Origin of the sequence: Mannheimia haemolytica (genome assembly GCA_900638155.1) — a bacterium.
Classification (GTDB): Bacteria; Pseudomonadota; Gammaproteobacteria; order Enterobacterales; family Pasteurellaceae; genus Mannheimia; species Mannheimia glucosida.
This window is the reverse complement of sequence record LR134495.1, coordinates 1,876,583-1,891,295: the sequence shown is the minus strand read 5'-3', so window position 1 is coordinate 1,891,295 and position 14,713 is coordinate 1,876,583. Positions and strand designations below refer to the sequence as shown.

Annotated in this window: 13 protein-coding genes; 6 read left to right on the top strand and 7 right to left on the bottom strand. The window is 42.1% G+C overall.

Features of this window, described 5'->3' with window-relative positions; genetic code table 11:
* Positions 1–237: 237 nt before the first annotated feature.
* The 5 genes from selD to EL242_RS09265 all read left to right on the top strand — a co-directional run bounded on the left by selD (position 238) and on the right by EL242_RS09265 (position 5,505).
* Positions 238–1,278, top strand: a complete 1,041-nt coding sequence (selD, locus tag EL242_RS09285) for a selenide, water dikinase SelD (protein ID WP_126302356.1) — start codon at positions 238–240, stop codon at positions 1,276–1,278.
* On the top strand, positions 1,278–1,751 hold the full coding sequence (locus EL242_RS09280; protein ID WP_126302355.1) for an NUDIX hydrolase: 474 nt from the start codon (positions 1,278–1,280) through the stop codon (positions 1,749–1,751). Before selD ends, EL242_RS09280 begins: the two co-directional genes overlap by 1 nt.
* A complete protein-coding gene (ubiH, locus tag EL242_RS09275) occupies positions 1,741–2,949 on the top strand; it encodes a 2-octaprenyl-6-methoxyphenyl hydroxylase (protein WP_126302354.1) in 1,209 nt (402 codons plus the stop codon). Before EL242_RS09280 ends, ubiH begins: the two co-directional genes overlap by 11 nt.
* Before the next feature lie 270 nt (positions 2,950–3,219).
* Positions 3,220–4,452 carry a uracil-xanthine permease family protein gene (locus tag EL242_RS09270; RefSeq protein WP_126302353.1) on the top strand — a complete coding sequence of 411 codons (1,233 nt, stop codon included), beginning with the start codon at positions 3,220–3,222 and terminating at the stop codon, positions 4,450–4,452.
* Between the two features lie 66 nt (positions 4,453–4,518).
* The gene (locus tag EL242_RS09265; protein ID WP_126302352.1) at positions 4,519–5,505 is read left to right on the top strand and encodes a dihydroorotate dehydrogenase; all 987 of its coding nucleotides are present in this window, start codon (positions 4,519–4,521) and stop codon (positions 5,503–5,505) included.
* Between the two features lie 43 nt (positions 5,506–5,548).
* Here the strand turns inward: EL242_RS09265 and EL242_RS09260 are convergent, their stop codons facing one another.
* The 7 genes from EL242_RS09260 to lexA form a co-directional block, all read right to left on the bottom strand.
* Positions 5,549–5,959 (bottom strand): DUF2251 domain-containing protein, encoded by a 411-nt coding sequence (locus tag EL242_RS09260; protein ID WP_032844861.1) that lies wholly within the window; start codon positions 5,957–5,959, stop codon positions 5,549–5,551.
* Positions 5,960–6,022: 63 nt separating this feature from the next.
* Positions 6,023–7,333: a phosphopyruvate hydratase gene (eno, locus tag EL242_RS09255; RefSeq protein WP_006251191.1), complete on the bottom strand. Its 1,311-nt coding sequence runs from the start codon at positions 7,331–7,333 to the stop codon at positions 6,023–6,025.
* A gap of 190 nt (positions 7,334–7,523) precedes the next feature.
* Positions 7,524–8,702: a 23S rRNA (uracil(747)-C(5))-methyltransferase RlmC gene (gene rlmC, locus EL242_RS09250; RefSeq protein ID WP_126302351.1), complete on the bottom strand. Its 1,179-nt coding sequence runs from the start codon at positions 8,700–8,702 to the stop codon at positions 7,524–7,526.
* Complete coding sequence (gene nagZ / locus EL242_RS09245) at positions 8,695–9,732, bottom strand: beta-N-acetylhexosaminidase (protein ID WP_126302350.1); 1,038 nt, start codon at positions 9,730–9,732, stop codon at positions 8,695–8,697. Before nagZ ends, rlmC begins: the two co-directional genes overlap by 8 nt.
* Before the next feature lie 125 nt (positions 9,733–9,857).
* Positions 9,858–10,589 carry a TerC family protein gene (locus tag EL242_RS09240; RefSeq protein ID WP_126302349.1) on the bottom strand — a complete coding sequence of 244 codons (732 nt, stop codon included), beginning with the start codon at positions 10,587–10,589 and terminating at the stop codon, positions 9,858–9,860.
* 88 nt (positions 10,590–10,677) lie between these two features.
* Positions 10,678–11,358 carry a DNA mismatch repair endonuclease MutH gene (mutH, locus tag EL242_RS09235; RefSeq protein WP_126302348.1) on the bottom strand — a complete coding sequence of 227 codons (681 nt, stop codon included), beginning with the start codon at positions 11,356–11,358 and terminating at the stop codon, positions 10,678–10,680.
* A 91-nt stretch (positions 11,359–11,449) separates the two neighbouring features.
* Positions 11,450–12,085, bottom strand: coding sequence for a transcriptional repressor LexA (lexA, locus tag EL242_RS09230; protein WP_006250537.1), 636 nt, complete (start codon positions 12,083–12,085; stop codon positions 11,450–11,452).
* A 166-nt stretch (positions 12,086–12,251) separates the two neighbouring features.
* On the opposite strand from lexA, the gene plsB reads away from it, so the two are divergent.
* A complete protein-coding gene (plsB, locus tag EL242_RS09225; RefSeq protein WP_126302347.1) occupies positions 12,252–14,687 on the top strand; it encodes a glycerol-3-phosphate 1-O-acyltransferase PlsB in 2,436 nt (811 codons plus the stop codon).
* Positions 14,688–14,713 lie beyond the last annotated feature (26 nt).

Genomic DNA, 14,713 nt, shown 5'->3' with positions numbered 1-14,713 from the left:
CTTTCCTGTTTTTACTTATTTTAAAAAGATGAATTATAGCTGAAGTTAAGCAAGCGGTCGAATGTTCCGAATACTTGAAATTCGTTCTGATTTTTCTTGTTAGAAATTATCTTTAGCCAGAAATTGATTTCGAGACTATACAGTCTCAGGAAATTATCAAAATTTGCAAAAATTTTCCCAAATTCTACCGCTTGTTGGCGTACAATAGGCATAATTTTGATTTACGATGGAGGCAGAATGTCTGAACCGATAAAACTTACGCAGTTCAGCCACGGGGCGGGTTGAGGCTGTAAAATTTCGCCTAAGGTGTTAGGGACAATTTTACAAACTCAATTAGAACAATTTGTCGATCCGAATTTATTGGTAGGCAATGAAACGGCGGACGATGCTGCCGTCTATGATTTAGGGAACGGGCAGGCGATTATCAGTACCACCGATTTCTTTATGCCGATTGTGGACGACCCGTTTGATTTCGGGCGAATTGCTGCTGCCAATGCGATTAGCGATATTTATGCGATGGGTGGCAAGCCGATTATGGCGATTGCGATTCTGGGCTTTCCGGTAAATAAATTACCGGCAGAAGTGGCTCAACAAATTGTCGAAGGTGGGCGTTTTGCGTGCCGGCAAGCCGGTATTGCCTTGGCGGGCGGGCATTCGATTGATTCGCCCGAGCCGATTTTCGGCTTGGCTGTGACCGGCATTGTGCCGACCGAGCGGGTAAAACGCAATGCCTCTGCGGTGGCTGGCTGTGAGCTATTTTTAACCAAGCCTTTGGGGATTGGCATTCTAACCACGGCAGAGAAAAAAGGTTTGTTGAAGCCTGAACATCAACATTTGGCAAGTGAGGTAATGTGTCAAATCAACTTGGTTGGCTCTGCGTTTTCCGAACTGCCTGAAGTAACGGCAATGACTGATGTAACCGGCTTTGGCTTACTCGGGCATTTAAGCGAGGTGTGTCAAGGCTCGGGCTTACGGGCGGAGGTTCATTTTGCGGATATTCACACCCTTGACGGCACCAAAGAATATATCGCATTGGGGGCGGTTCCGGGTGGGACAAATCGCAATTTCGATAGCTATGGGCATTTGATTTCAGCAATGACGGACGAGCAAAAAGCGATTTTGTGCGATCCGCAAACCTCTGGCGGTTTGTTGGTGGCGGTGCTGCCACAAGCGGTCGAAAAAGTGCAACAAATTGCAAATCAGGCAAATGTGCCGTTATTCCACGTTGGCAGATTGCTGGAAATGGAACAGGGCAAGCCACTGATTGAGGTAATTTGATGTTTAAACCAAATGTAACAATGGCTTGCGTGGTGCATTGCAAGGGCAAATTTTTGTTTGTGGAAGAAATTGAATACGGCAAACGTACGCTTAACCAACCGGCAGGGCATTTGGAAAAAGATGAAACCTTGCTGGAGGGGGCGAGCCGTGAGCTGTTTGAGGAAACCGGTATTCGGGCGGAAATGGCAAATTTGGTGAAAATTTATCAATGGCAAGCCCCTCGTTCACAAACGGATTTCTTGCGTTTTCTGTTTGCGGTGGAACTGGAGGATTGGCTTGAGCCGAATCCGCAAGATGCGGATATTACCCAAGCCCTTTGGTTCACTTTAGCCGAATTTGAAGACTACATTCAGCAACCAGGGCAATGTGCCAGAAGCCCGTTGGTGGTTCAATCGGTCAAAGATTATTTAAGCGGTGAGCGTTATCCATTAAGTTTGTTGAATGCGTTTGAATGGGCGAGAAATGGAAAATAAAACAACAACCCAATTTGATGTGGTGATTGTAGGCGGGGCAGTGACCGGCTCGGTGCTGGCATTGGCGTTAAGCAGTTTTACTCATCACAAAATCTCGATTGCGATAGTCGAAAAATCACTGCCGGACTATGAACAGCAAGGCGGTTTTGACGCTCGCAGCATTGCCTTAGCCGAAGGCAGTTTGCAAAAAATGCGACAAATCAGACCGCTTGCAGGCTCAAGTTTAGGCGAGATGATTAGCGAAATCGGCACGCCGATTCAGCAAATTCAAGTAGCGGATAAAGGGCATTTTGGTAAAACGACCTTGAAAGCAAGCGAGCAGAATGTGGCTCAGCTGGGTATGGTGGTGGAACTTGCAAAATTCGGCAGAAAATTGACCGCTTGTCTTGCACAGCAAGCTAATATTACGCTTTTTTGCCCGAATGAAGTGGTCGGCATTGAGCGTAGCCAACAAGATTGTGAATTGAGCTTGAAAAATGGCGAGAAACTCAGTTGTTCCTTGCTGGTGGCGGCAGATGGTATTCAATCTCAGATTGCAAAACAGTGCGGTGTGGAAACCGTAAAAGTAAGAGATTATGCTCAATCGGCAATTATTGCCAACGTAGAGCTGAGTGAACCTCACCAAAATCAAGCCTTTGAATATTTTACGCTTCAAGGCCCTTTTGCTTTATTGCCTTTGAGTGGAAATACGATGTCGTTGGTGTGGTGTGTGAAAGAGCCGAACGAGTTAATCCAACTTTCAGATAGCGAATTTTTAGCCCGTTTACAGCAACAATTTGGTTGGAAATTAGGGCAATTTGTTCGAGTGAGCAAGCGGTTTGTTTATCCACTTATTTTGCAAAAAGCCCAATCGCATATTCACCACCGTTTAGCAGTTGTAGGCAATGCCGCACAAATGCTTCACCCGGTTGCCGGGCAAGGTTTTAACTTGGGCTTGCGTGATCTGACCAGATTAGCGGATTTAGTGGCTTTGGCGTTTAATCAAGGAAAAGATATAGGCGAGTTTTCGCTCTTATCAACTTTTGAGAACGAGAGAACGCAAGATCAAGCCAGAATGATAAAGGCTACAAGCGGTCTAATTTCGCTTTTTTCTTGCGAAATATTGCCGGTTCAGTTTATCCGGAATTTGGGGTTATTTACGGTTTCCCATTCAAAAATAGCCAGAGATTTTGTAGCGAATCAGGCATTAGGCTGGTAGCTGGTAAAAAACAAAAAGTATAAATTTTTGTTTGACACTGCCTTCAAAAAAGCGTATGATTCTGCCCGTTTGAAAATCTAATCCGAAGCCTTGAATGAAAATTCAAGGCTTTTTCCTTTTAGTGAAAGCCCTATAAATTTTATTTGCCGTACAATCGGCAAAAAAATTTTACCTAAAATCCGCAATCGTTTGCTTTTTGGTTAATAGGAAGTTGTTTTCATCTGGGTAACTGCAAGGGTTACATCGCAATCACATCAAAGAGAGTAAAAAATGACCACAGAAAATATGAGTACGCCAAAGCAGGCGTTTATCGGGCTGCAAATGCTGTTTGTTGCATTTGGGGCGTTGGTATTAGTTCCGCTAATTACGGGTTTAGATCCTAATGTTGCCCTTCTTACCGCCGGTGTCGGTACTTTAATCTTCCAACTTTGTACCAAACGTCAAGTTCCTGTTTTCCTCGCATCAAGTTTCGCTTTTATCGCTCCAATCCAATTCGGTGTTCAACAATGGGGTATTCCCGTTACCATGGGGGCATTGCTCTGTTCCGGTTTTATTTATATGGCATTATCTGCTTTAGTGAAAGCGAAAGGGGTGAATATTCTGCATAAATACTTCCCACCAATCGTGATTGGTCCGGTAATTATGGTGATTGGTTTAGGTCTTGCTCCTGTTGCGGTGGATATGGCAACGGGTAAATCGGCGAATATTGCCTATAACACCGCCATTATTGTTTCAATGACAACGCTGGTGACTACGCTGATTGTGGCGGTGTTTGCGAAAGGGCTATTAAAGCTCGTGCCAATATTAGCAGGTTTAACGGTAGGATATATCTTGTCTGTTTTTATGGGATTGGTGGATTTTACTAAAGTGATTGAAGCTCCTTGGTTTAGTTTACCGAATGTTTCCGCACCGGAATTTCAGCTGGATGCAATTCTTTACCTACTGCCAATTGCTCTTGCTCCTGCGGTAGAACACTTAGGTGATGTAATGGCAATCAGCCAAGTAGCAGGTAAAGATTTTATGAAAAAACCGGGTTTACACCGCACGCTTTTAGGTGATGGTTTAGCAACTTCAGCGGCGGCGGCATTAGGTGGTCCACCAAATACGACTTACTCTGAAGTAACAGGTGCAGTAATGCTAACCAAAAACTTCAATCCGAAAATTATGACTTGGGCTGCGTGCTGGGCTATCGCTTTCTCATTCTGCGGAAAAATCGGGGCATTCCTTGCCACTATCCCTACTTTTGTGATGGGCGGTATTATGATGTTGCTGTTCGGTGCAGTTGCGGTTGTGGGGATCAATACTCTAATTAAAGCTAAAGTTGATTTAAGCATTCCACGTAATCTTTGTATTGCTTCTGTAGTAATGACATTCGGTATTGGCGGTATGTTAATTAACATCGGCGAATTCTCATTAAAAGGGATCAGCTTGTGTGCATTAGTCGCTATTGTACTTAACATTGTATTACCAAAAGAAAAAGCAGAAGATTCTGCTGCTCATTAATCAAAGGACGCTGTGGCGTCCTTTTTGCTAATAACCCTCTATTTGTAAATAAAAAGGAATACCACTATGCAAAAACTCACATTTTCACCACCACTTTTAAATGCGCCTTGCCCTTGGTGTTCGGAGTTAGAGAACTTGCGTGAACTTTATGCGTGTGAATATACCGGTGCGGTAACAACCCGTACTTCAATGCCTCAACCATATCCACACGATTGGGCGAAGAACCAATATGTACTCTTTGATTCCAATGCACAGAAAACAGCAAGTGTGAATACTCAAGATGCAACTAGCTTACAAACAGCAAGCCTTAACACCATAGGTTTAAGCCCAAATAATCTGGATACCACCATCGGCTTTGTGCGTACCATTTCAAATGAGCTTACAGCCCCATCAAGCAAACCATTTATTATTTCGGTGTTTGGTTCGCCTGAAGAGGTGGGTGAATGTTATGAAAAAATTGTTGCTTTCCAAGCTGAAGTGAAAATGTCATTGGCAATGGAGATTAATATCTCTTGCCCGAATATTCCGGGTAAAGTTTCGCCTGCTTATTCCGCAGAGGAACTTTTACCTTATTTAAATGCACTGCAAACAACATTAGAGAAATTAAATCAAGGGGAAAATGCACTGCCAATCGGGATTAAAATTCCACCTTTTACTTACCAAAATCAATATGATGAATTGATGAAAGGCTTATTACAAGCGGTCGAAAATGGCGAAAATTTACCAATTGCCTTTATTACTTCAACCAATACGCTTGGTTCATCGCTCGTCTTAAATGCTGGCAAGGCGGTATTAAATTCAGAAGTAGGAACAGGCGTAGGCGGAATGGCAGGAACGGCAATCCACGCACTCTCTTTAGGGAATGTTTACACGATTCGCCAAATGTTAGATCAAGAACCTAAGCTCAAACAGCTTCAAATCATTGGTGTGGGCGGCGTGAATGATAAAGCCGGCTTTGAGCGAATGAAATCGGTTGGGGCAGACTTTGTGGGTTTAGCAACCGCATTAGGGGTGAAAGGAATCGGCGTTTTTAAAGAGATTCTGTCTGAATAATAGTGAAGAATAGGGCGTGCATTGCACGCCCGAATAAATGAAATTAGCCTAACCATTTCTCCACTAATTCATTAGTGGTTTCTTTATGCACCCACATACTGCCAAGTTCCGGCATTGGGAATTTGGTGTGGTTGTAGCCGACAAATTGGCGGAAATCAAACACGGCGTGCGGGTAGCCGTTGATCAGTAAAAAGGCTTGATAGCCGTCTTCACTCCAACAAATTTCTAAACGGCGAGGTTCTTTTAATGAATTTTGCTCAATATCACTCACCCGAAACACAAATAAACTATCTACCACCGGTTGTTCGGTTTGGTGTAAGTCCATTGCATAAAAATAACCGCTTTCTTCATCGATCTCAAACATTACCACTAAATGTTCGTGCTGGGTTGAATGAGCTCCATTTCGGTAAGGTTCGTTCAGTAAAATATGATCAGTTAAAACAGAGTAAAGCATTGAATTATCCTTATAAGCAAAATGCCACCGATTTCTCAGTGGCATTTAAGATTTTCGAGCCGATTATGCTTGACCTTTAATCTCTTTACGACCGTTGAACGGAGCCGGTGTACCAGCACGCTCTAACGCTTCTTCGATACGGATTAACTGGTTGTATTTCGCTACACGGTCTGAACGGCTCATTGAACCGGTTTTGATTTGACCTGCTGCTGTACCAACCGCTAAATCTGCAATGGTTGCATCTTCAGTTTCACCGCTGCGGTGAGAAATTACTGCGGTGTAACCTGCATCTTTCGCCATTTTGATTGCAGCTAAAGTTTCAGTTAAAGAACCGATTTGGTTGAATTTGATTAAGATTGAGTTTGCGATACCTTTCTCAATACCGTTTTTCAAGATTTTGGTATTGGTTACGAATAAGTCATCACCAACTAATTGTACTTTGTCGCCTAATACTTTAGTTTGGTATGCGAAACCTTCCCAGTCAGATTCGTCTTGACCATCTTCGATAGACACGATTGGGTACTCTTTGCATAAGCCTTCTAAGTAGTGAGTGAACTCTTGTGAAGTAAAGGTTTTGCCTTCGCCTTTCATATCGTACACATTGCGTTCTTTGTCGTAGAATTCAGATGATGCACAGTCCATCGCTAAAGTTACGTCTTTACCTAACACATAGCCTGCTTTTTCTACTGCTTCTTTAATGCACGCTAATGCGTCTGCATTTGAAGCCAAGTTTGGTGCGAAACCACCTTCATCACCTACAGCAGTATTTAAGCCTTTCGCTTTTAATACTTTTGCAAGATTGTGGAACACTTCAGCACCGATACGAAGAGCTTCTTTTAATGTAGAAGCACCTACCGGTTGAATCATAAATTCTTGAATGTCCACGTTGTTGTCAGCGTGTTCACCACCGTTGATGATGTTCATCATTGGTAATGGCATTGAGTAAACGCCCGGTGTGCCGTTTAATTCAGCAATGTATGCATAAAGCGGTAAGCCTTTTGACGCAGCAGCTGCTTTTGCTGTTGCTAAAGAAACCGCTAAGATAGCGTTTGCACCGAATTTTGATTTGTTTTCTGTGCCATCTAAATCGATCATAATTTGGTCGATTTCAGCTTGTGCAGAACCGTCTTTGCCTACTAATGCGTTTGCAATTTCGTTATTTACGGCAGAAACCGCTTTTAATACACCTTTACCTAAGAAACGACCTTTGTCGCCATCACGTAATTCTAATGCTTCACGTGAACCGGTAGAAGCACCTGATGGAGCGGCTGCTAAGCCTACAAAACCACCTTCTAAGTGAACTTCTGCTTCTACAGTTGGGTTACCACGAGAGTCGATGATTTCACGACCGATTACTTTAACAATTTTAGCCATTGTTGATGTCCTCTAATATACGAGTTAATAGAAAAAAGAATAGGTATATAGTAAAGCGATTTTCTGCTTTTGTCTTGGAAAAACTGATTGAGTGGCAGAAAATTTGCCACTAATTTGATCTAAGACTATATTCGCCTGAGATTATAGCAACCTTTGCAAAAAACGGCAAAAATTTGCCCGCTTGTAATGCTTATTTTTTGACTAAAAAAGTCAGCGTTTCATAATGTGCAGTGTGGGCGAACATATCAAATAACTGCACTTTGTGTAGTTCATAGTTGGTCAAAAATGCAAAATCGTTCGCCATTGAGACGGCATTACAACTGGAGTAAATCAAATAAGGCGAGCCTAATTGATTTAAAAATTCTGCTAATAGTTTGCCGATACCACGTCGAGGTGGGTTCACAATCACTAAATCGGGTGGAGAACCCGCTTCATTTAAAGCAAATTGGGCGGAGTCTAGTGAGGCAAATGTTACCTTTTCTAAACCTAATCTTTGGGCTGATTTTGTTGCACTGGCAATAGCTGAAGGCGAAATTTCAATGCCCGTTAATTCTACATCAATACCTTTATCTTGCAAGGCGTTGGCACAATGTAAGCCGAAACCACCGACACCGCAGAACAAGTCCCACAATTTAGCAATAGGTAAATGCTCAATCCAGCTTTGTGCGGTGTGGTAAAGCTGGCTTGCCACTACCGGATTGGTTTGGAAAAATCCCTGAGGGCGAATAAATAGCGGTATGCCGTTAAAATGTTCTTCCAGCACTTTTTGTTCGGTGAGGAAAATCTCAGTTTCCCCCTCTAAAACAGCTGCGTGTTGAGGCTGAATATTCAGGCTAACTACTGAATTAGGCGGCAGTTTTTCCAACAGTTTTGGCAATTCTCGTTCAACCAAAGCACGCTTTACTTCACTGCGAACCACAAAACGGAGCATAAGTGATTGATTATATTGGCTTTCAGTAATCAGAATATATTTTAGCTCGCCCTTTTTCTTACTGATGTTGTACGGCACTAAACCAGCTCGAGCGATAAAATCTTTCAAAATCGGAAATAGCTTGTGAAATGAGGGAGGGTAGAGCAGACAGTTGGTTAAATCTACCCCACTTTGAGCATCATTTTGATCTTTTAAAATGCCTAAAATCGGGCGTTCTACGCTGCCCGAGACCACCATTTTCGCTTTGTTACGAAATTGAGAAATTGTCGAACCGACAAGCGGTAAGATTTCCGTTTTATTTTGCAAAATAAACGGCAAAATTAACCGCTTGAGATCGGCTTCTTTGTCGGCTAATTGCGTGGTGTATGGCTTTTCAATCCATTGGCACGAAGTGCAGTCACCACTTTCAAAATGCGAACAATGCAACAAGCTAGACATTCGCTTCTTTCCATTCCAGCCAGTTGTTTTGTAAGGCGGTTAATTCAGCCTGAGCTTGTTGGTAGCGAGGGCTGTTTTCCAGCTCTCGCCAAGTCACGGTTTTGCGTTTCATTAAAGAGAGGTGGCGTTCTTTTTGTGCTTGAGTCGGCTGATATTTCAGCCCGTCTAACACTTGCACCACGCCTTCAGGCTCGTTACAAAGGAGCAATAAATCACAGCCGGCTTGGATTGCTTTTTCAGAACGCTCGACAAAATTGCCCATAAAGCCCGCACCTTTCATTCCCAAATCGTCAGAGAATATCACACCGTTAAAGTTTAGCTGTTTACGCAATACCTCTTTAAGCCAATAGCTTGAACCGCTTGCCGGCTGGCTGTCACATTGGGTGTAAACGACGTGGGCAGGCATAATGGCAGAGAGTTTTCCTTTGGCAATAAGCTGTTTGAACGGCAGAATATCGTGGTTAAAAATCCGCTCTTTGGGGCGATCATCAAATGGCGTTTCTAAATGCGAATCGGCTAAAACGTGGCCGTGACCGGGAAAGTGTTTGCCTGTGGTTGCCATACCCACTTCAAGCATTCCGTCAATAAAGGCTTCGGCAATCGGTAATATTGTATTCGGATCTTGCCCGAATGAGCGATCGCCAATTGCTTTGCATTCGTGTCCTAAATCCAGCACCGGAGCGAAACTGAGGTCTATATCGAGGGCAAACATTTCTGCTGCCATCAACCAGCCGGTTTCTTTCGCTAATTGCATTGCTTGCTCTGGCGTTGTGGCAAGTTGGTTAAAAGATTGCATTGCCGGCAGTTTAGTAAAGCCTTCACGAAAGCGTTGCACCCGACCGCCTTCTTGGTCAACAGTAATAAGCAACGGTTTTTTCACCCGCTGGCGAATGGATTTCACTAATGCCTGAATTTGTGCTTTGTCGTAGAAATTACGGGTGAATAAAATTAGCCCGGAAACCAAAGGGTGTTCCAGCATTTCGACTTCTTCTTGAGTCAGTTCTTTATCTTTAATATCAATCAGTAACATAATTTTCGTTGAGCTATTTGCAAAAAAATGAGCAGATATGACCGCTTGTTGTGCCTATTCTACATTAAAAAGCCCTTGATGTTGATCAAGGGCGAATGATTAAGGGCATAAATGAGACAGAACAATTATGCTTGTTCTAATTTAGCTTGGTTACGACGCATTTTTATGTTGAGCATTTCAACCACAACCGAGAAGCCCATTGCCGTATAAACCGCTGCTTTTGGAATATGAATATCAAAACCTTCGCCGACTAATACAATGCCGATTAAAATCAAGAACGCTAAAGCGAGATTTTTAATGGTTGGGTTGTTATCTACAAAGTCCCCAATGGTTTTCGCTGCTAACATCATTACCGCAACTGCAATGATAATCGCAATAACCATTACCGGAATATCATCTGCCATTGCCACAGCAGTAATGACTGAATCAAGGGAGAAAATAATATCAAAAATTGCAATTTGAATTAACACCATAAAAAAGCTGGCTTTTTTAATGGATTCGCTTTTTTCTTCGTGAGATTCGGCAGAAATGGATTCTTTCAGCTCCATTGCACTTTTAACAATCAGGAATAATCCACCGATGAGTAGAATGAGATCTCTACCTGAAATTGGATTGTTGCCAATAGTGAAAAGAGGCTCGACCAAACGCATCATCCAAGCAAGCGAGAGAAGCAATAAAATACGGGTTCCCATTGCCAGAGCCAAGCCGATAATTCGGGCAGATTGGCGTTGTTCAATAGGTAAACGGGAAACGAGAATACTGATGACGATGATGTTATCAATGCCTAATACGATTTCAAGCCCAGTAAGTGTAAAGAGTGCAACCCAAGCTTCAGGATTTGTGATCCAGTCAAACATAAAAAAGTCCTTTTGAAAATAAGGGATTAAGTGATATTTTCTATCAAATAGAATTAAAGCCGACATCTTATAGAGTGTGAGGACAAATTTAAAGGGGGCAATGCAAAAAGTTTTGTAAAATTTCGGCGGTAAAATGTTTACGCAAATAGAAACCGAGAGGGAGTGATTGCACGATCTCCCCTTTAACATTGATAGCGGAAGTAATAGAGCGGTTATTTCTGCCTTTTGGTCTGAGTTGTAACACTTCGCCTAAGGTTGCATTAATTTTATGCAGTTCACCTAACACAATCAACTCCATTAATTCTTCCCAATCTTGTTGTAGGCGGGATTCTTGTTCGACAGTAGGAGACCATAAAATCGGTTGCCCGATATGGCGTTCAGCGAGTGGTATGCTGCGTTCTCCTTCTACGGGAATCCAAAGCACACGGGAGAGCTTATGTTTAACGTGAGAAGTTTCCCAAGTAATGCCGTTGTTTTGGGTTAATGGGGCAAGGCTGACAAAAGTAGTTTCTAGTGGTAAACCTTTCTGGTTGACAGGAATGGTTTTCAGCTCAATGCCTAAATGTGCAAAATCCTGTTCGGCTTTACTGCCGGCTTTCGCACCTAAAGCGGTTTCAATCAGAGTACCGACCCAGCCTTTATCTCGTTTCAGATCTGCTGGTATCGGAATATGAAGCATCTCGGCAATTTCACCTAAAGTGAACCCTGCCAGCCATTCCGCTTTGCTTAATAATGCCTGCTCGGTTGGAGAGAATGTAGATAATTGCATTGCACTTAGTTAATTAGACCAAACTGGCAAGCGGTCAAATTTAGGCAGAAATTTGCAAAAAATTACTAAAAAATAACCGCTTGTGAGGAAATTACATCCAAGCATTACTGCGAATAACGCCTACTGCAATGCCTTCAATTTCAATATATTCTTGAGCAGGGTTTACTACAATCGGTTTTAATTCATCGTTTTCAGGGTGTAAGTAAATTAATTCACCTTTCTTCTCTAAGCGTTTAACAGTCACTTCATCATTTACCCGAGCAACCACCACTTGCCCGTTACGAGCGGTATTGGTTTTATGAACGGCTAATAGGTCACCGTCTAAAATACCGATTTTTTCCATTGAATTGCCATTTACTTTGAGTAAATAATCAGCACTTGGATTAAACATCGCACCATTCACCGGGTAATGGTTTTCAACGTGTTCAACAGCTAGAATTGGTGTGCCGGCAGCCACTTTTCCAATTAGAGGTAAGCCTTCATCTTCATCGTTGGCAGCTTGGTTTTCATCTTCGACTAAAATGCGGATCCCTCGAGATGTACCGGATAACATTTCAATATAGCCTTTACGAGCAAGGGCTTTTAAGTGTTCTTCTGCTGCATTAGGCGATTTAAAGCCAATTTCACGGGCAATTTCTACTCGAGTGGGTGGCATACCGGTGGTTTCAATATGGTTTTTGACGAAATCAAAAATTTCTTGCTGACGGGCAGTTAGATGTTTACGCATTTTAAGTTAATCCTCACTGTCTTTATATACAGAAAATATTGATAGTATATACAGTATTTTTGATTTTGTAACTAATAATTTCACGAAATTCCATAAAAATTTATGGTAGAATGGAAGAAATTAGAGGTTAGACCTCCAACAATAACGATTCTAAAAGGATATTTATATGTCTGGCTTATTAAATTTTTATCGAGCTTTCCTAAACTTACCACTTTCACTTTTAGTAAAATCTCGCTCTATTCCGACTCATCCAGTGGCTGAACTGGGACTAAATCTTGAACAGCCGATTGTCTATGTTCTACCTTATACCTCGCAAACCGATTTATTAATTTTACAAAAAAACTGCTTGGCTTTGAATTTGCCCGACCCGTTGCAAGAGAATGTGATTGAAGGGCAAGCTCTGCCTCGTTTTGTATTTTTAGATGAAGGTCGCCGTTTTTTTAAATCTAAAGGGGCGAAAAGTGAGACGGAGTCGATTTTTTATCGTTATTTAGATTTACATCGTGCCAATGCTGAATTAGACGTCCAATTAGTGCCGGTTTCGGTATTATGGGGGCGTGCGCCGGGTAAAGAAGATGCTCGCCATTTACAGGTGCTTACCTCATTCCAACGTTTTTTATCCATGGTTTGGTTTGGGCGTGATAATTTTGTGCGTTTCTCGCCGGCAGTATCGTTACGCTATATGGTAACTGAATATGGTGCAGATGAAAAAATCGCTCAAAAAATTGCGCGTGTGGCGAAAATGCACTTTGCAAAATTGCGTTATTCAGCAATGGGGCCTCGTTTACCAAATCGTGAAGCGATGTTTAATAAAATCCTGAATTCAGAGGTGATTCAAGCTGCGATTGCCGAAGAAGCGAAGAAATCATCGCCTGAAAAAGCACGTAAAGAGGCGGAGAAAATCATTAATGAAATTGCAGCCGATGTAAAACACGAGAGTTTGCGTGTGGCAGATCGCGTTCTAAGCTGGCTTTGGAATAAGCTTTATCAAGGGATCAACGTGCAAAATGCAGATCGTGTGCGTAAATTGGCATTAGAAGGTCACGAGATCGTTTATGTGCCTTGCCACCGTAGCCATATGGACTATTTGCTCCTATCTTATCTACTTTACCATCAAGGATTAGTACCGCCACATATTGCAGCCGGTATCAATCTGAATTTCTGGCCGGCAGGCCCGATTTTCCGTAGTTGGGGGGCATTTTTCATTCGCCGTACCTTTAAAGGAAATCGCCTCTATTCCACTATTTTCCGTGAATATTTAGCGGAATTATTCTATCGCGGTTATTCAGTCGAATATTTTATTGAAGGAGGGCGTTCACGCACAGGACGTTTATTAGAGCCTAAAACCGGTATGATGTCGATGAGCCTACAAGCCTTGCAGCGAGGGCTGAATCGACCTTTAAGTATTGTGCCTGTTTATATCGGTTATGAACACGTGCTAGAAGTCGATACCTACGCTAAAGAGTTGCGAGGTGCGGCAAAAGAGAAAGAAAATGCGGGCTTGGTACTACGGGTACTGAAAAAACTGAAAAATTTAGGTCAAGGATATGTGAATTTCGGTGAGCCGATTTTGGTAAATAATTACCTGAATCAACATTTCCCTGAATGGAAAGAGCATTCTGAAGATGGACGACCTAAGTGGTTAAATGAAGCCGTGGATAATATTTCACATCAAGTAATGGTGAATATCAATAAAGCCGCAGCAGTTAATGCGAAAAACTTAGTCGGTTCAGCGTTATTGGCATCTCGCCAGCGTGCATTAACTCGTGAACAACTGATTGAACAACTTGAAAGTTATATTCAGCTATTTCGCAATGTACCTTATTCTAAAGATATGACATTACCAGCTGAAAGTGCAGAAGTGATGTTGAATCATGTTATTCATTTACCTCGTTCGGGCGTTTTAATTGAAAAAGATAATTTTGGTGAACTGGTTCGTTTAGAACGAGAATCTGCTGTGTTAATGACATATTACAGAAATAATGTGCAGCATTTATTTGTGTTGCCTTCACTTGTTGCAAGTATGGTACTTCATCATGAGGCTGTTTCGAAAGATGTTGTGATTAAGTCGGTTAATCGTATTTATCCATTCTTGCAAGCAGAGTTATTCTTACACTTTAAGCAAGAAGAATTAAAAGCGCATATTGAAGCAATTATTACGGAACTAAGTCGGCAAGGGGTGATTAAAAACGAAAGTGATATGTTAATGATCAATCGCTCACATATTCGTACCTTACAATTACATTCAGCTGGCGTGCGTGAAATCCTTCAACGTTATTATATTAGCCTAAGTGTCTTGTTGGAGCAGCCAAATATTAGTCGTGGCTCTTTAGAAAAAGAGAGTAGTTCAATTGCTCAGCGTTTATCAGTCTTGCATGGTATTAATGCGCCGGAGTTTTTTGATAAAGCGATTTTCTCTACCTTTACATCAAGTCTAAAAGCACAAGGGTATTTTGATGGTGATGATAATTTAGCGATTGCAAAAGTTAAAGAAACGGAATCGTTGTTACGTAGTTTGATTTCGATTGAAGTTCAGCAGACCATTCAAGGTGCGATGGCTAAAGTCACAGAATCTGTAGAGAATCCTAATATCGCAGGATAATAAATCAAAGAAGAGCGCTAACAAGC

Bases quoted from the DNA above. Each gene is read 5' to 3' on its own strand.
- EL242_RS09280 (WP_126302355.1), top strand. From the start codon at position 1,278: ATGTTTAAACCAAATGTAACAATGGCTTGCGTGGTGCATTGCAAGGGC.
- ubiH (WP_126302354.1), top strand. From the start codon at position 1,741: ATGGAAAATAAAACAACAACCCAATTTGATGTGGTGATTGTAGGCGGG.
- EL242_RS09270 (WP_126302353.1), top strand. From the start codon at position 3,220: ATGACCACAGAAAATATGAGTACGCCAAAGCAGGCGTTTATCGGGCTG.
- EL242_RS09265 (WP_126302352.1), top strand. From the start codon at position 4,519: ATGCAAAAACTCACATTTTCACCACCACTTTTAAATGCGCCTTGCCCT.
- EL242_RS09260 (WP_032844861.1), bottom strand. From the start codon at position 5,959: ATGCTTTACTCTGTTTTAACTGATCATATTTTACTGAACGAACCTTAC.
- eno (WP_006251191.1), bottom strand. From the start codon at position 7,333: ATGGCTAAAATTGTTAAAGTAATCGGTCGTGAAATCATCGACTCTCGT.
- rlmC (WP_126302351.1), bottom strand. From the start codon at position 8,702: ATGTCTAGCTTGTTGCATTGTTCGCATTTTGAAAGTGGTGACTGCACT.
- nagZ (WP_126302350.1), bottom strand. From the start codon at position 9,732: ATGTTACTGATTGATATTAAAGATAAAGAACTGACTCAAGAAGAAGTC.
- EL242_RS09240 (WP_126302349.1), bottom strand. From the start codon at position 10,589: ATGTTTGACTGGATCACAAATCCTGAAGCTTGGGTTGCACTCTTTACA.
- mutH (WP_126302348.1), bottom strand. From the start codon at position 11,358: ATGCAATTATCTACATTCTCTCCAACCGAGCAGGCATTATTAAGCAAA.
- lexA (WP_006250537.1), bottom strand. From the start codon at position 12,085: ATGCGTAAACATCTAACTGCCCGTCAGCAAGAAATTTTTGATTTCGTC.
- plsB (WP_126302347.1), top strand. From the start codon at position 12,252: ATGTCTGGCTTATTAAATTTTTATCGAGCTTTCCTAAACTTACCACTT.